This window comes from Gilvibacter sp. SZ-19 (assembly GCF_002163875.1).
Lineage (GTDB): Bacteria > Bacteroidota > Bacteroidia > Flavobacteriales > Flavobacteriaceae > Gilvibacter.
This window is the reverse complement of record NZ_CP019333.1, coordinates 293,059-310,083: the sequence shown is the minus strand read 5'-3', so window position 1 is coordinate 310,083 and position 17,025 is coordinate 293,059. Positions and strand designations below refer to the sequence as shown.

The 17,025-nt window shown below is 44.3% G+C and carries 16 protein-coding genes; 4 read left to right on the top strand and 12 right to left on the bottom strand.

Features of this window, described 5'->3' with window-relative positions; genetic code table 11:
* Nucleotides 1-10: 10 nt before the first annotated feature.
* The 11 genes from BTO09_RS01485 to BTO09_RS01435 form a co-directional block, all read right to left on the bottom strand.
* Nucleotides 11-742 carry a shikimate dehydrogenase gene (locus tag BTO09_RS01485; protein WP_087522973.1) on the bottom strand — a complete coding sequence of 244 codons (732 nt, stop codon included), beginning with the start codon at nucleotides 740-742 and terminating at the stop codon, nucleotides 11-13.
* Nucleotides 742-1,755 (bottom strand): DUF368 domain-containing protein, encoded by a 1,014-nt coding sequence (locus BTO09_RS01480; protein ID WP_087522972.1) that lies wholly within the window; start codon nucleotides 1,753-1,755, stop codon nucleotides 742-744. The genes BTO09_RS01485 and BTO09_RS01480 overlap by 1 nt, the downstream gene beginning before the upstream one ends.
* The gene (locus BTO09_RS01475) at nucleotides 1,739-2,725 is read right to left on the bottom strand and encodes a DUF368 domain-containing protein (RefSeq protein WP_087522971.1); all 987 of its coding nucleotides are present in this window, start codon (nucleotides 2,723-2,725) and stop codon (nucleotides 1,739-1,741) included. Before BTO09_RS01475 ends, BTO09_RS01480 begins: the two co-directional genes overlap by 17 nt.
* Before the next feature lie 36 nt (nucleotides 2,726-2,761).
* Nucleotides 2,762-4,162, bottom strand: a complete 1,401-nt coding sequence (locus tag BTO09_RS01470) for a tetratricopeptide repeat protein (protein ID WP_087522970.1) — start codon at nucleotides 4,160-4,162, stop codon at nucleotides 2,762-2,764.
* Between the two features lie 140 nt (nucleotides 4,163-4,302).
* Nucleotides 4,303-5,487, bottom strand: coding sequence for an aspartate aminotransferase family protein (locus tag BTO09_RS01465; protein ID WP_087522969.1), 1,185 nt, complete (start codon nucleotides 5,485-5,487; stop codon nucleotides 4,303-4,305).
* A 2-nt stretch (nucleotides 5,488-5,489) separates the two neighbouring features.
* On the bottom strand, nucleotides 5,490-7,286 hold the full coding sequence (locus BTO09_RS01460; protein WP_232454982.1) for an OstA-like protein: 1,797 nt from the start codon (nucleotides 7,284-7,286) through the stop codon (nucleotides 5,490-5,492).
* 53 nt (nucleotides 7,287-7,339) lie between these two features.
* Nucleotides 7,340-8,611, bottom strand: a complete 1,272-nt coding sequence (locus tag BTO09_RS01455) for an adenylosuccinate synthase (RefSeq protein WP_087522968.1) — start codon at nucleotides 8,609-8,611, stop codon at nucleotides 7,340-7,342.
* A gap of 6 nt (nucleotides 8,612-8,617) precedes the next feature.
* Complete coding sequence (locus tag BTO09_RS01450) at nucleotides 8,618-9,070, bottom strand: Fur family transcriptional regulator (RefSeq protein ID WP_087522967.1); 453 nt, start codon at nucleotides 9,068-9,070, stop codon at nucleotides 8,618-8,620.
* A 24-nt stretch (nucleotides 9,071-9,094) separates the two neighbouring features.
* Nucleotides 9,095-11,299, bottom strand: a complete 2,205-nt coding sequence (locus BTO09_RS01445; RefSeq protein ID WP_087522966.1) for a bifunctional (p)ppGpp synthetase/guanosine-3',5'-bis(diphosphate) 3'-pyrophosphohydrolase — start codon at nucleotides 11,297-11,299, stop codon at nucleotides 9,095-9,097.
* Nucleotides 11,300-11,376: 77 nt separating this feature from the next.
* On the bottom strand, nucleotides 11,377-12,627 hold the full coding sequence (locus BTO09_RS01440) for a M48 family metallopeptidase (protein ID WP_087522965.1): 1,251 nt from the start codon (nucleotides 12,625-12,627) through the stop codon (nucleotides 11,377-11,379).
* Nucleotides 12,627-13,430 carry an RNA methyltransferase gene (locus tag BTO09_RS01435; RefSeq protein ID WP_087522964.1) on the bottom strand — a complete coding sequence of 268 codons (804 nt, stop codon included), beginning with the start codon at nucleotides 13,428-13,430 and terminating at the stop codon, nucleotides 12,627-12,629. Before BTO09_RS01435 ends, BTO09_RS01440 begins: the two co-directional genes overlap by 1 nt.
* Before the next feature lie 49 nt (nucleotides 13,431-13,479).
* Between BTO09_RS01435 and BTO09_RS01430 the strand changes: the two genes are divergently transcribed.
* Genes BTO09_RS01430 through BTO09_RS01415 form a run of 4 tightly spaced genes read left to right on the top strand, consistent with a single transcriptional unit; the run spans nucleotide 13,480 to nucleotide 16,244 of the window.
* Entirely contained in the window at nucleotides 13,480-14,286 is an 807-nt protein-coding gene (locus BTO09_RS01430; RefSeq protein ID WP_087522963.1) for a DUF6503 family protein, read from the top strand.
* A gap of 52 nt (nucleotides 14,287-14,338) precedes the next feature.
* Nucleotides 14,339-14,998, top strand: coding sequence for a hypothetical protein (locus tag BTO09_RS01425; RefSeq protein WP_087522962.1), 660 nt, complete (start codon nucleotides 14,339-14,341; stop codon nucleotides 14,996-14,998).
* A gap of 18 nt (nucleotides 14,999-15,016) precedes the next feature.
* Nucleotides 15,017-15,637, top strand: coding sequence for a hypothetical protein (locus BTO09_RS01420; protein WP_087522961.1), 621 nt, complete (start codon nucleotides 15,017-15,019; stop codon nucleotides 15,635-15,637).
* 10 nt (nucleotides 15,638-15,647) lie between these two features.
* Nucleotides 15,648-16,244 carry a hypothetical protein gene (locus BTO09_RS01415; protein WP_157663398.1) on the top strand — a complete coding sequence of 199 codons (597 nt, stop codon included), beginning with the start codon at nucleotides 15,648-15,650 and terminating at the stop codon, nucleotides 16,242-16,244.
* Between the two features lie 42 nt (nucleotides 16,245-16,286).
* Here BTO09_RS01415 and BTO09_RS01410 read toward each other — a convergent pair whose 3' ends face one another.
* Nucleotides 16,287-16,982, bottom strand: coding sequence for a DUF2490 domain-containing protein (locus BTO09_RS01410; RefSeq protein WP_087522959.1), 696 nt, complete (start codon nucleotides 16,980-16,982; stop codon nucleotides 16,287-16,289).
* Between the last annotated feature and the right edge of the window lie 43 nt (nucleotides 16,983-17,025).

Genomic DNA, 17,025 nt, shown 5'->3' with positions numbered 1-17,025 from the left:
AACTGCGGATTTAAGAATTCCAGATTTCCCAAGCCTTTTCTGCTTGCCCAACTAGCATCTTATAGCCATTGGTGACGCGAGCCCCTCTTTCGGCGCCCAAACGCATAAAAGTGGTCTCTTCCGGGTTGTAGACCAGATCGAAAAGCAAGTGGTTGTTGCTCAAGAAATCATAAGGAATATCTGGATGCGCTTCTACTTTGGGGAAGGTTCCTAAAGGGGTGCAATTCACGATCAGTAAGTGATCTAGGATCACATAACGATTGACCTGCTCATAGCTCAAGGCTGTTTCCGAAGCCTTTCGGGAAACAAATTGGATTCTGAAGTCCAGGTTGGCTAAGGCGTGCACAATTGCTGCGGCTGCGCCACCTGTGCCAAGGATTAGAGCGGAACGATCTTCCAGTGGCAAAAAAGGTTCTAAGGCTTTAACAAAACCGTGGTGATCGGTGTTGAATCCAATGCGTCGGTTGTCTGCGGTGATCTTGATGGTATTTACCGCTCCAATAGACTCCGCTACCGGGTCTAATTCATCTAAGAACGGTATTACAGCGCTTTTATAAGGAATGGTGACATTGAGACCTTTAAAATCCGGCATATTTGCAAAGAAGTGCTCCAAGTTCGCTTCGGATGGCAGATCGACATTCTCATAGGTATGGTCAAGCCCTAAGTTCTGAAACTTTTCTTTGAAATATCCGCGACTAAAGGAATAGTCTATATTCTTCCCGATCAATCCAAAGCGTGCCATCAGCGTCTTTTATAAGTGTCGTACCAACCCAAGGATAAAATAAGTAAGATTCCCAAGGCAATGAAAACAACAGCCCAAAGCGTCTGGCTGCTCATGATTTCTGGGAAATACCTCTCGTAATTGCTTATTATCGCATCGCCATTGGCGTCTATAGCGATGGCGCCCGAAGCGTCCAACTCATAGATCTTGTTCTTCCAAGGCCAAACCACGCCCAGCGAACCGGTAATAAAACCAATAATGGCTGCATAGGTTGCTCCTTTAAAGCGCTTAAGCACATAGCCTAGTCCGTGCGAGAGTGTGACAAGTCCAGTTAGCGACCCTAAAGCGAACACAGTTAAGACCAAGAGTAATCTAAGCCGCTGCGGATCGTCTGTAAAGGAGAAATCCCAACTGAGAATGTTTGCCACCGTGTCGTAAAGCGCATTTACTGCATCGACCAACAATAAAACATAGTTGCCAAAAAGGATCAGAATGAACGAACCGGACAGTCCCGGTAGGGTCATCCCTGAAACCCCAACTATTCCACAGAAGAATACGAACAATAAATTGTCGTTCTCTTTTGCAGGTTCTAAAAAACTAATGCTGATGCCTAAAAGCGCACCTACTATCAAAAGACTGATGGTCTGTTTGTTCCATTTTTTGAAATCGCGGCCAATGTAGTAGATAGAGCCTATGATCATTCCAAAGAATCCGCTCCAAACATAGAGCTCGTAATGCTGCAACCAATAATCCAAGATCTTAGATACACTGAAATAACTGATCAGCATCCCCAAGATGAGCAGGCCTAAGAACTGCCCGTTCACATAGTCGTAAAAACTGCGAAAGCGTCCATTGAAAAGTAGGGCAAATGCCTTTCTATTTATCTTTTGAAGGGAGTAAATGAACTCTTCGTAAAAGCCAGCAACAAAGGCGACCACACCTCCTGAAACTCCAGGAACTTTGTTGGCCGCTCCCATAGCCAGGCCTTTTAGGACCAACCAAATTCCGTCTGCAAAACTACGCTTGGCGGCCATCTGCAAGTGTGGATTTACGTTTTGCAAGCCATTCGAAGCCTAATATCAATACACAGCCGGCTACAGCGCAGCTAATTGCTCCCACTAATTGTGGATCTCCGTTGAAATTCGCTGGCGCAATGCTTTCTTCTAATAAGGGAACTTCGATTCCTTTGCTGTTAATACGGGTAGAAAGTACTTCTTTCCAGGGCCATACTTTGTTAAGTGCGCCCAGCATAAAACCTGTTAATACGGCCAGAGTTATTGCTTTGTAGTTGTTGAACATCCAATTCAATACTCCTGAGAATGCTTTGAGTCCTGCAATAGCTCCAACAGCAAATACACTCAATTTTAAAACCGATTCCCACATTAGATCAGATTCCCCACTCAAACCATCTATAAGGCCAGATATGGCTCCTATCACCGGTTCATAAGCCCCTAAGAGCAAGAGAATAAAGGCTCCCGAAAGACCAGGTAAGATCATAGCGATTATGGCTATAAAACCAGCTAGAGCCATAAACCAAAGGCTATCTTGAGATCCTATGGGTTCTGCAATGGTAATGCTGTATGAGACGGCTGTTCCCACAACTAGCGCTATAAGGACACCTAAATTCCATCGTTCGATCTGTTTGCCCACATAGATGATACTGGCTACGATCAATCCGAAGAAAAACGCCCAGACCAAAACCGGATGAGATTCTAACAGATGAGTGATCAGCTTGGCCAATGAGAATATACTGGTAGCGATTCCCATAAAAAGTACCGCCAGAAAGCCCAAGTTGTAATGACGCCACATGGCTTTAAAGCCGTCTTGCTTCCACAACTTGAACAAGCCTAGATCCAGTTTGTGGATAGTGCCTATTAGTTCTTCGTAAATACCTGTAATAAAGGCTATAGTTCCACCAGAAACTCCGGGTACCACGTCTGCGGCGCCCATGGCGATTCCTTTTAGATAGGTGGTAAGGTGGGAAATAAGCGCGTTAGATGCCATAGATCCGTAATGGAATTCCCCCAAAAATAACGATTCCTAGCGAGAAGCGTTTTCGTATTGACGAATAATTTTTTGCACGATAGCTTTGGCAAAAACAGTAGGGAACAACTCTTCGATAATGATGCTGTATTCAACATCTAAACGCAAGGCGTTGTTCAGGTGGAACTGCCCCTTGTTCTCTTCTCCCAACAGGTAATGCAAGCCAGCCAAGCGGAACTCGATCTCAACGGCATCGGGGTAAAATTCGGCAGCCTGATGCAGGTTGTTAATTGCTGCTTCGTATTCACCGAGCTGGATCAAGATATCGGTTCTGGAGGTCCAGGAATCGATCTCGTAGTTGCCCAGTTCAATGGTTCTGCGATAACCGTGCTCTGCCTCTTCAAAAAGATTCAGATTCTTATTGATAACCGCATAACGCTTCCAATAAAGCACGTTCTCACTATCAATATTCAAGGCCTTGTCTATGTAATACAGCGCTTTTTGATAGTTCTTCTTACGGTTGTAGTAGTCGGTAATGGCTATCCATCCCTTGTCTAAAAGGCCATCTTCTTCTATGCATTTGTGGTAGAACTGCAAGGCGAGCTCGTCGTTGCGTAGTTTTTCATGACATTTTCCAATGCGTAGCAGCGCAAAGGAAGTTGGGTCATCCAATTCCAAGGTGATGGTGTAACTGCTAATGGCCTCGTTGTAACGCCCCAGTTTCTCTAAGACCTTTCCCTTTTCTAGATAAGCGCCAATAAAGGTGTCGTCCGAAATAATGGCAAAGTCATAAGCGGCAAGCGCCTTTTTGTATTCTTTAAGGGTGTAATATTGTTTCCCAACCTGATGCCATCCCACCTCAGAGTAGGGGTTAGCATTCAAAAAGTCATTCAAATAGTCAATAGCTTCTTGATGCTGTTCCAAATAGTCGAAACAATAAATCACATTGTAAAGGGCCGAATAGTCTTGATTGTCTATCTCTAGACAACGCATGAAGTTGTTCTTGGCCTTTTCAAAATCTTCCAAGAACAAATACTCCATCCCAATAAGAGAGAGTACATCCGCAGCATCGTTGGTGATCTCTAGCGCTTTGCCCAGCAGGTCAATGGCTTCTTTGTGCTTATCACGGCGCGACAGTACATTGGCCTTTTGGATCAAGATCTCCTCGTTGGAAGACTCTAAACTGTAGAGTTCGTCCAAAAGGGTATCCGCCAGGTCGAGTTTATTCTCAAATATGTAAACCTCTACTTTGTACAACTTCAAATTCGTGGCAGTGGGGTGCTGCTCCAAACCGAGTTTGGTTGCCTTTTTAGCAAGCGCCATTTTACCGTTGTCCAAATAATGCTGAATGATCTCTTCGAACTCTTCTGCGTCAAAGAAGAGCACATTGTTAGTTTTCAGCATGGATTCGAAACGGGTAAGTGAGAAGTTAGTAGAGTCCTTATCGCCAAATTGCATAAGCGGGGTTTTAAGTTTCTTCCATATTAAAGGTAACAATGTAATTGGGGGTTCAATTCTCGTGCCGATTATGTTGTCAACAAAGTAATTAACAGAATTTTAAGGGTAATAATAACTGATAATCAGATACTTACAAAAATCTACTTCTTATCAATTTTTTCCAATAGGTCGAGAATAACCTGACAACCTTTCCGAATTTCGCTTTCTGAGACTGTTAATGGTGGGGTAATTCGTACGGCCTTGGGTTCGAAAAGCAGCCAAAACAAGATCAATCCGGCCTTTTGCGCTTCTAGAACCAAGGTATTTGCTATTTCGGCACTTTCCATGATAAGCGCCAGCATAAGGCCTTTCCCTCGAACTTCCTTGATAAGCGGGTGCTTTAACAGACTTCTAAAGAGAGCTTCCTTTTTTAAAGTATCGGCCATTAAGGTCGATTCTTGCAGTTCTTCTAGCGTAGCAAGTGCGGCCGCCGCAATTACCGGATTTCCGCCAAAAGTGGTGATATGTCCTAGTTTTGGGTTGTCTTGCAGTTGTTTCATCTGCGCAGCGCTGGCTGTGAATGCACCAACCGGCAGACCACCGCCCATACCTTTACCCATTACCACTATGTCTGGTATTAGATCGTAATGCATGAAACCAAAGAGTTTCCCGGTACGTCCAAATCCTGGTTGGATCTCATCTAAGATCAATAGCGCGCCAACTTCCTTGCAACGAGCCGAAAGGGCTTTGAGGTAACCCTTTTCTGGTACTATAAAGCCTGCACCTCCTTGAATGGTCTCGACCACAACCCCCGCGGTCTCTACGGTGATCTTTTCGAGTTCATCAAAATGATTGAAATTGATGAATCTACAGTCCGGAATAAGGGGTCTAAAGGCCGATTTTCGCTCCTCGAAGCCCATTAAACTCAAAGCACCCATAGTACTGCCGTGATAAGCCTTTTTGGCGGCAATGAGCTCACTGCGTCCGGTAACACGTCTGGCGAGTTTTATGGCACCTTCTATGGCCTCAGTCCCAGAATTTGTAAAATAGGTGGTGTCTAAAGGATCAGGCAGGACCTCAGCCAACTTTTTGGCTAGAGTAACAACGGGTTCTTGTACGTATTCACCATAGACCATTACGTGTAAGTAACTATCTAGCTGTTTTTTTACTGCGGATACGACCCGTGGATGTCTATGGCCTAGGCTACATGCCGATACTCCGGCCACAAAGTCTAAATGGGCATTCCCTGCTGTGTCATAGATATACGAGCCTTCTGCCCGCTGCACTTGCAGGGCCAGTGGGTGTGGGGTAGTCTGCGCCTGATGTTTGAAAAAATCCTCGAGCATCTCTATTGACCTCCTTCGTCTTCTTCGTTGTCTTGATTGTCTTTCTTGGTCGTTTTGCCTGGAAAGAATTTTGCCTTTTCTTGCGCGGCCTTGTCTTGTAATGTATCGCGCACCTGAGCTTTGGGCCCTTCTGGGTCGTTCAAGAGGTCCTTGGGCTTTAAGTTCGAATATTCTGGGATATCAAGTTCGTCTTCGGGGACATCTTCGAAAAATTCCCCTTCGTCTTCCGGCAAAGGAATACCGCGTATTTTGACCAATTTTGGAGGCGGTTTACCCAAGAAGAGATCTTCTACAGATCGCAACCGTTCATCGCCTCGCCAGTTAAAACCAGGTAAGAGCTTTTTTTCTTCAGGATACATAGCCACCGGATAGAACTTTCCAGTTCCACGGTTTATGAATCGAATGCCAATAATATCTTGATTCTCTAAAGTGATCTGAATACTACTACCAATGGTGTTATTTATCCCTTCGAGTTTGTTAGTGTCTGTGTTTCTCGCGTAATAGACTACCTCGGCATTCTGATCTACATTCACTGTGTCTAATTCATTCTCTGTGAACAAGCCGGTTAGTCGAACTCCAGAAACTTGATTATAGCCCGCACTGTCCTTTTGGATCAAGAAGGCATTTTCAAATACCTTGAGGGTGTCTAATTGCTCGGTTACGGTGTTGGACAGGATATGAATGGTATCACCTGTCATTTGGTTTTCCCCACTCCAAAGTACCGGATTAGTGATCATCTTGGTAAGGCCAATACGTTCAGAAGTATAGATAGAGTCGCATTTACCACTCATATCGCTTTTGTAGAGACGCGCTCTGTGAAAACCTTTTAGAATTCTATTGTCTTCCGGTCCCGTAACACGCAAAGTGTCCGCGTGCACGTAGATCGAATCTCCATCGCGAACCGTTATGGCTACGGCACGCTTGGTAATAAACAGGGAGTCTTTGGGTCTAAAGACCTCCGCATAATGCCCTCTTATCACCGAACTATTAACCGTATCTAAGATCTTAATGTTGTTGGTAGCACTAGCAAAGCCGGTGTTTCTATTAAAATAGATACTGTCTCCGTACAAGGTACGTGTCTCGTAGTCTATCTTGGAGTTCTTTACAAAATAACCGGTGTCGCCTCGGGTATCGTAATAACCACGTTCGCAGTAAACGGTGCTGGTTTCACTGACTATGGTAGATGGTCCATAGAGATAAGCGCCTCCCGATTCCGAATAGAAATCCAATTGGTTGGAATTTACTGTATACTCCGGATTGACGATTTTAACGTCAGATAAGAACTGATACTTCTTATTATTGGCAAAATAGCGTCCTACATTACTGGTCAGGGTACTGGCCGTATCTATAACGGTTCCGCCACTGCGGTAAAAGGCTTGTTGTTTAATGCGGTCAAAATAGAGGGTGTCGGTCCTTAAGGTCGTTTTAGGTTCTTTTAGAACGACATCGCCGGTAGCAAAGGCAAACTGCGTGTTGCCATTGTATTCGGCATATTTGGAATTCATAACCACCGTATCACCCTGAGAGATACGCACCTTGCCATAGGCTTTGACAAAATTCTCTTTGAGGTATACAAAAGCCTGATCACACCACATTTCTACACCTTCGTGCACTATAAATACTTGGCCGCTATTGTCTTTGGTGTAAATAACAGCGTCTGGAAAATCAGGGCGTTTTTCCAAATAGCCAGACTTGATGTCCACCTTAGAAGGCTTGGGGTCGGTTTGTGCTGTAGCCGAAAAGGCCAAAGTCAGCAACAATAAAGCGAGTACGGCTTTTATGAAATTAGCGCGGTGCATGCTCAAAAGTACACAAATGCCAGCAGGCGAACTGTGAAAAAAGATATAATTTCCTATCGGTGAATGGTCTGAGTGCGGTCTGGACCAACAGAAACGATCTTGATCGGTACTTGAAGTTCCTGCTCCAAATAAGCAATGTAATCATTCAGCGCTTCTGGCAATTGGTCTGCCTGTGTCATTCCGGTCAGATCCTGTGACCAACCTTTCATTTCGGTATAGATCGGCTCCACGTTCTCTGGCTCGATATTATACGGCAAGTGCGTAATGGTCTCACCTTTGTATTTATAAGCGGTAGCAACCATTAACTTGTCGAAACCACTCAATACATCGCCTTTCATCATCATGAGCTGCGTAACTCCGTTCACTTGAACGGCGTATTTCAGGGCTACAAGGTCTAACCATCCGCAGCGTCTAGGACGACCTGTGGTGGCTCCAAATTCACGACCCACGCGTCCCATGGTCTCTCCGTAGTCGTCAAATAATTCAGTAGGGAAGGGGCCACTACCCACACGGGTGGTGTATGCCTTGAAAATTCCGAAGACTTCTCCGATCTTGTTCGGCGCCACGCCTAAACCAGTACAGGCTCCTGCAGCAGTGGTGTTGGAGGAGGTCACATAAGGGTAGGTTCCGAAGTCTATATCAAGTAAGGAACCTTGAGCGCCTTCTGCCAAGATCTTTTTCCCATCTTGTTGTGCGCGGTATAAATACTCTTCGCTATCTATAAAGGTCAATTCTTTAAGCACCTTTACAGCTGCAAAGAATTCGGCTTCTAATTCTTTTAGGTCATACTCGATCTCCGCCTTGTAGTAATCGATCATGGCTTCATGCTTGTCTGCCAAAGCGCGATAACGAGATTTCCAATCTTTCATTTCTATATCCCCAACACGGATCCCGTTTCTTCCGGTCTTGTCCATATAAGTTGGGCCAATTCCTTTAAGGGTGGAACCGATCTTGGCTTTACCCTTAGAGGCTTCACTAGCGGCATCTAGTAAGCGGTGGGTTGGCAAAATCAGATGTGCTTTTCGGGAGATAAGCAGTCTCGACTTGATGTCTATATTGAATTGCTTCAGATTGTCCAATTCGCGCTTAAAGATCACCGGATCGATAACAACACCATTACCTACAACGTTTACAGCGTTTTCGTGAAAGATCCCACTCGGGATGGTATGTAAAACGTGCTTAATTCCGTCGAACTCCAAGGTGTGTCCAGCATTCGGGCCTCCTTGAAAGCGTGCAATTATGTCGTAATTCTGGGTAAGTACATCAACGATTTTTCCTTTTCCTTCATCTCCCCATTGGAGTCCTAGAAGCAAATCTACTGCCATATAAGCTTATTTAGTCTGTTGTTTTCGGTTGCCGTAAAAGTAGAGTGAGTGTTTGGTGATCTCGATATCAAAAATCTCTTCTATCGTTTTTTTGATCGATTGGATCCGTGGATCGCAGAATTCGATCACTTCGCCATCTTCCAAGATCACGTGATCGTGTTGCCTGTCAAAATAGGACTTTTCGTAATGTGCCTGATTCTTCCCAAACTGATGCTTGCGAACCAAGCCGCACTCCAACAGCAATTCTATGGTATTGTAGAGCGTCGCGCGACTAACGCGGTATTTTTTATTCTTCATTTTGATGTAGAGGGATTCGATGTCGAAATGCTCCTCGCTGTCGTATATCTCTTGAAGAATCGCGAAGCGTTCTGGCGTTTTACGGTGTCCTTTTTCTTCCAGGTAACCGGTAAAAACGTTTTTAACTATCGCTTGGTTGTTGTTAGCCGTTTTCGCACTCATAATATGCGGCAAAGTTACACTTTTTTAGAGTCTTGATACTTTAGCGATTCCGTTAATTTTCTTGATGTTATTCACCAAATTATTAAGGATGGTCTTGTTCTTTACCACCACCGTGATCAAGCCTGTGAATATGCCGTCATTACTGCTAAAATTGATAGAGCGCATATTGATATGCATATTGTTAGAGATCACCTTGGTCACTTCGTTTACCAGACCGATGTTGTCAATTCCTGTGATCTCCAAATCAACACTGAAATCCTGCTGGCTAGAATCTATCCATTTGGCGGGTAAAATGCGGTAGCTGTAATTGCTCTGCAATTGAATCGCATTCGGGCAGTTCTTTTTATGCACTTTAATACCATCGTTCACCGTGGTGAAACCAAATACAGGGTCCCCTGGAATAGGATTACAGCAGTTGGCCATGGTGAAATCCAGCTTCTGCTCATCTTTCCCAAAAACAAGCTGATCGTAATTTACCGAGATCTCATCTTTGTTGATGTTCTCTTTTTCCTGCGGCTTGCGGATGCGATTCTTAAAGAAGCTGATCAGAGCGTTGTTGCGCGAGGCAGCGAATTCTTTAAGCATTTTGTTGTCGATGATCCCGGAGCCTACGCGGTAAAAAAGATCTAAACTGGTTTGCAGCTTAAAGTACACCACCAGTTGATTTACCGTTTTTTCGTCTAAGGCGATCTTGAGCGATTTTAACTTACGCGCCAAGACAACCTTGCCTTCTGCAGCGATCTCCTTGACCTCTTCCTTTAAAGAGGATTTGATCTTAGAACGCGCCCGCCCAGTGGTTACGTAATCTAACCAACTGGCAGAGGGTTTTGCTTTTTCAGAGGTTAAAATCTCTACCTGATCACCACTTTTTAGTTCGTGACTCAGCGGTACCAACTTGCCATTTACTTTGGCACCACGAGTGCGCATACCCACTTCGGTGTGGATAGAAAAGGCAAAGTCTAAAGGCGTAGCGCCTTTAGGGAGAGATTTTAGATCTCCCTGCGGGGTAAAGACAAAGATCTCTTTGGCATAGAGATTCAATTTAAAATCGGCAACAAAATCAACCGCATTGATCTCTGAATTCTCCAAGGTCTCCTGGAGCTTGTTCAACCAATCGTCTAGACCCTGGTCTTCTTTCTCGGTATTCTTGTATTTGTAATGCGCTGCATAGCCTTTCTCGGCGATCTCGTTCATGCGTTGAGAACGGATCTGTACCTCTACCCAACGACCTTTTGGCCCCATAACGGTAATGTGCAGGGCTTCATAGCCGGTACTTTTAGGCGAGGAGATCCAATCGCGCAGTCGTGTTGGGTTTGGTCTAAAATGATCTGTTACTATGGAGTAGATCTTCCAGGCGATGAACTTTTCATTCTCTGGATCTGATTTGTAAATGATCCGCACGGCAAACTTGTCGTAAACCTCGTCAAAGGTTACGTTTTGCTTAAGCATTTTTCTGCGGATGGAAAAGATAGACTTTGGACGCCCTTTGATCTCGTAACTGAGTTTTTCCTCGTCCAATGAAGTTTGAATGACCTTAGAAAATTCTTTGATATAGGCCGTCTGCTCTTCTTTACTGTCTTCTATCTTGTCAAAGATGTCTTGGTAAACCTCGGGTTCTGTGTATTTGAGTTCGAGATCCTCTAGCTCCGTTTTTATGTTGTAAAGGCCAATACGATGTGCTAGTGGAGCATAGATATAAAGTGTTTCAGAGGCGATCTTGACCTGTTTGTGTGCCGGCATGCTCTCCATGGTCTGCATATTGTGCAAACGGTCTGCGATCTTGATGATGATAACTCTTACATCCTCATTGAGGGTGAGTAACATCTTTCTAAAATTCTCCGCTTGGAGCGAGACGTCTTTTTCTGACTGTAGGTTAGAGATCTTGGTGAGTCCGTCTACAATGCGGGCTACCGTCTCGCCAAACATCTGCTCAATATCCTTAAGGGTGTACTCTGTGTCTTCAACCACATCGTGAAGCAGCGCAGCGGCAATAGAAGTTGCGTCCAAGCCAATCTCTGAAGCGACAATTTTCGCAACAGCGATAGGGTGGAATATGTAAGCCTCGCCAGATTTTCGGCGCTGATCTTTGTGGGCGTCTACCGCAATGTCAAAGGCATCACGGATCAGTTTTTTATCTTCCCGGCTCAGGGTCTGATAACTGATGCGCAGCAGCTCCTTATACTCTTTAGCGATCTGCTTGTTCTCTTCTTCTATAAACTCCTCAGTCATTACTTAAAAGTACAATTTCGTCTTACAATACACAACAATTTCCATGCCCATAGTAAACCTCTGCTAGCTTGTCAGCTTTATGCGCCTTGAGCTCCTTGTTTGGCAAGGGCCTCAATCCGCTGATCCAGTGGTGGATGCGAGTAATGGACAAACACATAAGTAGGATGCGGGCTCAGGTTGCTGAGGTTGTTCTTGGCGAGTTTTTTTAGTGCGTCTATAAGAGGTTGTGCCTTAAAGGTGCTTGCAGCATATGCATCGGCCTGAAATTCAAAACGCCGTGAGATGAAGTTCATTAGCAGTCCGGTGATCTCCGAAAGCGGGGAGTAGAGTATTCCAAAGGCGATCAGTCCCAAATGAAAAGAAGGCTCTGTCACCGCAAGCGCTTCTGACAATATAGGATTGTCTACCAAGAGGGAGAAAACGAACAAGGTGAGTCCTGTGGTGACGATACCCAAAAAAAGGTTAATGGGAATATGGTTGCGTTTATAATGCCCGATTTCGTGCGCCAAGACTGCAACAACTTCTTCTTCGCTAAGATCGTCCAGCAAGGTATCGTAGAGCGTTACTTGTTTTTGACGCCCAAAGCCCGAGAAATATGCATTGGCACGTGTACTGCGTTTAGATCCGTCTATGACCATGATCTTAGACAGCGTAAAGCCTACTTTTTCTGCATAGGTATGTAATTTCTCTTTTAGTGGCCCAGCCTCTAAAGGAGACTGTTTGTTAAAAAGCGGAACGATAAGTCGGGTGTAAAAAAAGTTCATCAGCACGCTGAATACCGTAATAACTATCCACGCGTACCACCAGAAATTACTAGCTGTTTCTCTATAGATCAACAGTAGTGCAGTAAGTAGTCCTCCACCAACTAGTCCTCCGAGCAAAGCGCCTTTTATCTTATCTAAGACAAAGGTCTTCTTGGTGGTCATATTGAATCCGAAGCGTTCTTCCAGCACAAAGGTGCGGTAATAAGAGAATGGCAAGGAGATAATACTACTCGCAAGCAAAATGAGACCAAAGAAAACTAAGGCTACCACTATTTCATTGGAACTCCAGCTGCGCGCTAGGGCATCTGCCCAAGCAAATCCGTCTAACAAAAAGAAAGCTAAGGTTGCGAGGAACGAAACACCGCCACTGAGTAAGCCAAAACGATAGCTTGCAGCCTTGTAGGCTTGAGACCGTTGGTATTCGTCTGCATCGTAAAGATCTGCCAAAACTTCCGGCGGATCGTTCTTAAAACGTTTGGCATTCAAATATCCTAAAAGCAGGTCAAAAAGGTAATTGACCACTAACAATCCAATGAGGAGTAGAAATAAGCGCTGCGGAGTCATTAGTTTTTAAAATTGCGTTGGCGTTTGGCTTCAAAAATGAGTATCCCTGCAGCAACAGATACATTCATAGAATCAATACTTCCCTGCATAGGAATCTTGATTCTCACATCCGAGCTATCGAGCCACTGCTCGCTAAGTCCATCTGCCTCTGTACCGACAACTAGGGCCGAAGCTTGTGAAAAGTCTTGCAGGTGATAAGGTTCTGCGCCTTCTAAGCAGGCCGCATAGGTTTTAATCTTGTTCTCTTTCAAATAGCTGAGTACTTCTGCTGTGGTTCCAGTAGCGACCTGATTGGAGAACAAACAACCCACGCTAGAACGTATGATGTTGGGGTTGTACAGATCGGTCTTAGGATTGGCAATGATCACGGCGTCCAAATTGGCGGCGTCTGCGGTGCGCAGCAATGCGCCAATATTACCTGGTTTTTCTGGGGCCTCGGCCACAAGCACAAGCGGAGCTTGGCTTGTGAGGCTGAGCGCCTCCAAATCGTGAGATTTGGCCGAGGCCACTGCCAAGACTCCTTCTGTGGAATCCCTGAGAGCCAATTTGGCGTAAACCTCCTGATTGATATGAATGTGTTCTTGCGCCGGCACTTGGGACCAGTTCTCAAGTTCAATCTCACTCAGTAAGTCTGTGCACAACAACAAGGTATTTATGGTGTAGTCGTGCTTAAGTGCAATGTTGAGCTCTCGTTGACCTTCTATAAAAAAACTACCGCTTTGACGTCTAGATCGAGACTTGTCCCGCAAGGGGATCAAAGATTTGATAAAAGAATTCTGCGGACTTGTAATTAATTTGGTCATGGACAGACTAAAGCACTTATTTAATATCTTGTAAAGATAAACTAACCCTATGAAACCATTACTATTGGGCCTTGTTGCATTCACACTCTTGGCTTGTAACCAAAATCAATCTCAAAAAGAACAACAAACCCCACAGCAATCAGAAGATGTTGCCAGTACTGCACCGCCGCGTGTGTTTCCCAAAAGCATTGGCTCTTTGCTGGAGGCCCACGGTGGAATTGCGCAATGGGATCGTATGAACAATTTGTGTTTTGAGATCGACAAAGCTAGTGGTAGCGAAAAGCATTCTACCGACCTTAAAAGCAGAAGAGCTCGAATTGAGCATAAGGACTGGGTGATCGGTTTTGATGGTACAGACGTATGGTTAGCTCAAGATACTGCAGCGTACAAAGGCAATGCGCGCTTTTACCACAATTTGTATTTCTATTTCTACGCCATGCCTTTTATTGTGGCAGATCCGGGAGTGAACTATCAGCAATTGGCAGAGCCTTTGGAGTTTGACGGCAAGAAGTATCCGGGTACACTTATTTCCTATAATGATGGGGTAGGTGATTCTCCAAAGGACGAATACATCATCTATCGCGACCCAGATACAGGACAAATGGCCTGGTTAGCTTATACAGTGACCTATCGCGACAATGAAAAGAAAGACAATTTCTCGTTCATTAACTATTCTGAATGGCAGGAGGTCAATGGTTTGGTCTTACCTAAAACCTTGACCTGGTATACTGTAGAAGACGGAAAGCCCACAAAGCCAAGAAACGAGGTGAATTTCGAGAAGGTGAATATTACAGAAACCCACTTGGACGATTCCCTTTTTGCAAAACCGGAAGGGGCAGAAGTAGTGCCGCGCTAATTTTTCACGCAACCATTTTAGAAGTTGCAGTCTATAGAGAAAGCAGCTCATTATGAGAATTCTCTATTATTTATCGATCTTCTTTTTATTCACGGCCTTTCTTTGCGAGTCAGATGACCCCGCAGAGGCTATAGATCCAGTGATCGCTTCCTTGGAGGCGGAGCCTGGTGAGATTGTTGTTGAAGCAGACGGTGCCGTGGCTACTTTGACCACGGTAAATGCTATGAGTTATTATGAAAGTGGCTGTGAAGTTGACGGTGAAGAAGTTGACAGAATACGAATCTGGCATCAACAGGAGAATGCGGACGGTACCAGATTATTTCTTGTTTTACATGTGGTAAAAGTTGAGTTGGGAACTTTAAATAATACATTGGACCCTGGTCTGTCTTGTATTCAATACTCCAATTTTAACAGTCGAATTAGACTTGGCCTGTGGTTTGCAGAAGCCGATGGTAGCGTTGCTGAAAGATATTATTCGGACGCCGAACTCGACAGTGAAAGTTTTGTGGCCCTTACCGAATTCATAGCGCCCGAATGTTGTGATCTGCCAATTTTTTATGGATTCGCCCCTGATGAAGATCTGTTCGGATATGTCAGCGGGAATTTTGACATTATGCTCTACAGCAGTTTAACCGGGGAGGCTTTGCGCTTGCGCGGAGTGATAAATCTTGCACCCTTGATCCACGCTTTTGAAACAAGTCCTTATCTTTAGACTAAGTGAACACTACCTATGAAAAAACTATTCTTCCTTCCATTACTATTTGTGTTCACTGCTTTTATGTGTGAATCTGATGATGCAGTTACGGACATAGAAGCAGATAGCTTATTGTTTCCAGATGTTGCTTGTGGCTCTATGGCTGTGGAGATAGACGGAGTGCTAATTTCTTATGACGATGTATTCGCTATAATAAGTGACCCTGCTGTTTGTCGTTTAAAATTGACTGCAGTCAATGTAGGTCCGGGGTTTGAAGATCGTATTATTAATTTGGTTATTTCTCCTCCAAATTTAGGAACTTATATTCTTGAGGAAACTGGGGCTACAGATGAATATTGCGAGCTCACTCGCGTGACTTGGCAGTACAGGAGTGCGGCATCAGCCGATGAGGAGATACTACCCCAATTTGCCTATAGTTCCCGTGCTTCTTTTGGAGGAGAAGGATATTTAGAGATCACAGAACTAGAACTAAATTTTGAAGATGATCTGCCCGATTATATTTCCGGGCAATTTGAATTTACGGCGGGTGTCTTTTTTGATGAAACCGGAGCAGCTCCAGATACCATCACTATCCGCGGTTCCTTTTGCGAGATTCCAATAGAAAACCGCATTTGTGACACGGATGGAATTTGTTAAATTTCAAACCATGAAAAAGCTATTCTTACTTCCAATAATATTCGTTTTTACAGCCTTTACTTGTGAATCTGATGAACCACTTTTTGAAGACGAACCGTCTATATTTCCAGAAGCAGCAATAGGCGAGGCTGCCGTAAGTTTTGAAGGCGAGGATTATATTCTTGATGTCGAACAAGAAGGTACCATCACTACCTGTGCTCCAGATGTTTGGCAAATAGGTTATGTACCCTTTGTGGAACTGCCAGATGGACGTAGACTCAGCTTCTTATTTAGAATAGGCAATCCAGAAGTGGGGACAGTCTTATGGGAAGATTTTTCCAATGAGGTGGAGTTCTGTTCTAGGACAAGAGTGGGTGTTTTTGTTTATGAGGCTGATGGATCTTTTGTTGTTTACAGCAGCTTGAGCGATTGGGGAGGCTTTGGCACCTTAAACATCACCGAGTTCGAATTCGTTCCAGAATCTGGTGCCGACAATTACTTCAGCGCAGAGATCACCCTTACCGCTGGTGGTTTTGTAGAAGGAGAGCCCACCGGGGAATTCATCGAAATAGTCGCTCGCTTGAACCGTATTCCGTTAACCCTGACCTGTTCTAGTCCTTCGTGTTAATACTAAATCGAGATCGGCATTAAGAACAGTCGATAGTGCGAATTAAAATTTGTGATGCAGACTTGCCTGTAAGGTCATACGGTCGTCAGTACTTCGTGTTAACCGCATAGCTCCCAATTGGATTTTGAAGTTATTGGTAAAGGCGTAACCTAATGCCCCGTAAATCCTGTTCTGATCAAAAAAGGTCACTTCGCCACCGTTGCGTAACTGGCGCTCTCCATTGATAAATAACTCATCGTAAAGGGCTAAATACCAGGTTTTGGCTAGTAATTGTTTGTTGTTCAGAGGTATGTTAAAAAAGAGGCCATAGCGAAATCGCGACCTGAAAAAACCGTTAAAAAAGCGTTGCTCATATCTAAATCTATGGTTCAGCGTAAGCCCCAAGATTTTAGAAGGCATTTTCATTTCTTGATAAATTCGATGTTCTGTTACTTTTGACTCCTCTGGGCCTATAACTCCAAAAGTTGCATGGCCGTAGCCTAAGGCAAATTTTACTTTAGACTCGGGGAGCTGGTAGGTGAGTCCTGTTCTTACCAAGAACCAATTTAGATCCCCAGTTGCCTCATAGCCTGTATATTGCACTTCGCCGTTTAAACCCCAATTGGAAGTTCCGAAAGTGTGGTCAAAATTATAAGTGTACCATCCACCAAGGGGATCCAGATCGATCTGTTCTTGACTAATAGAGGTACTTAAGCCGAATAGAATTAATAGCGGTAGGAGTAATTTTTTGAAATGCATTAGTATTTAAAATGAATACGAAACTATTTTAAATCATTGAATG

What these genes read in the sequence shown, in the direction of transcription:
- BTO09_RS01430 (WP_087522963.1), top strand. Translation starts at nt 13,480, where the DNA reads ATGAAACCATTACTATTGGGCCTTGTTGCATTCACACTCTTGGCTTGT.
- BTO09_RS01420 (WP_087522961.1), top strand. Translation starts at nt 15,017, where the DNA reads ATGAAAAAACTATTCTTCCTTCCATTACTATTTGTGTTCACTGCTTTT.
- BTO09_RS01435 (WP_087522964.1), bottom strand. Translation starts at nt 13,430, where the DNA reads ATGACCAAATTAATTACAAGTCCGCAGAATTCTTTTATCAAATCTTTG.
- BTO09_RS01445 (WP_087522966.1), bottom strand. Translation starts at nt 11,299, where the DNA reads ATGACTGAGGAGTTTATAGAAGAAGAGAACAAGCAGATCGCTAAAGAG.
- BTO09_RS01475 (WP_087522971.1), bottom strand. Translation starts at nt 2,725, where the DNA reads ATGGCATCTAACGCGCTTATTTCCCACCTTACCACCTATCTAAAAGGA.
- BTO09_RS01440 (WP_087522965.1), bottom strand. Translation starts at nt 12,627, where the DNA reads ATGACTCCGCAGCGCTTATTTCTACTCCTCATTGGATTGTTAGTGGTC.
- BTO09_RS01485 (WP_087522973.1), bottom strand. Translation starts at nt 742, where the DNA reads ATGGCACGCTTTGGATTGATCGGGAAGAATATAGACTATTCCTTTAGT.
- BTO09_RS01450 (WP_087522967.1), bottom strand. Translation starts at nt 9,070, where the DNA reads ATGAGTGCGAAAACGGCTAACAACAACCAAGCGATAGTTAAAAACGTT.
- BTO09_RS01425 (WP_087522962.1), top strand. Translation starts at nt 14,339, where the DNA reads ATGAGAATTCTCTATTATTTATCGATCTTCTTTTTATTCACGGCCTTT.
- BTO09_RS01460 (WP_232454982.1), bottom strand. Translation starts at nt 7,286, where the DNA reads ATGCACCGCGCTAATTTCATAAAAGCCGTACTCGCTTTATTGTTGCTG.
- BTO09_RS01465 (WP_087522969.1), bottom strand. Translation starts at nt 5,487, where the DNA reads ATGCTCGAGGATTTTTTCAAACATCAGGCGCAGACTACCCCACACCCA.
- BTO09_RS01415 (WP_157663398.1), top strand. Translation starts at nt 15,648, where the DNA reads ATGAAAAAGCTATTCTTACTTCCAATAATATTCGTTTTTACAGCCTTT.
- BTO09_RS01470 (WP_087522970.1), bottom strand. Translation starts at nt 4,162, where the DNA reads ATGCAATTTGGCGATAAGGACTCTACTAACTTCTCACTTACCCGTTTC.
- BTO09_RS01480 (WP_087522972.1), bottom strand. Translation starts at nt 1,755, where the DNA reads ATGGCCGCCAAGCGTAGTTTTGCAGACGGAATTTGGTTGGTCCTAAAA.
- BTO09_RS01455 (WP_087522968.1), bottom strand. Translation starts at nt 8,611, where the DNA reads ATGGCAGTAGATTTGCTTCTAGGACTCCAATGGGGAGATGAAGGAAAA.
- BTO09_RS01410 (WP_087522959.1), bottom strand. Translation starts at nt 16,982, where the DNA reads ATGCATTTCAAAAAATTACTCCTACCGCTATTAATTCTATTCGGCTTA.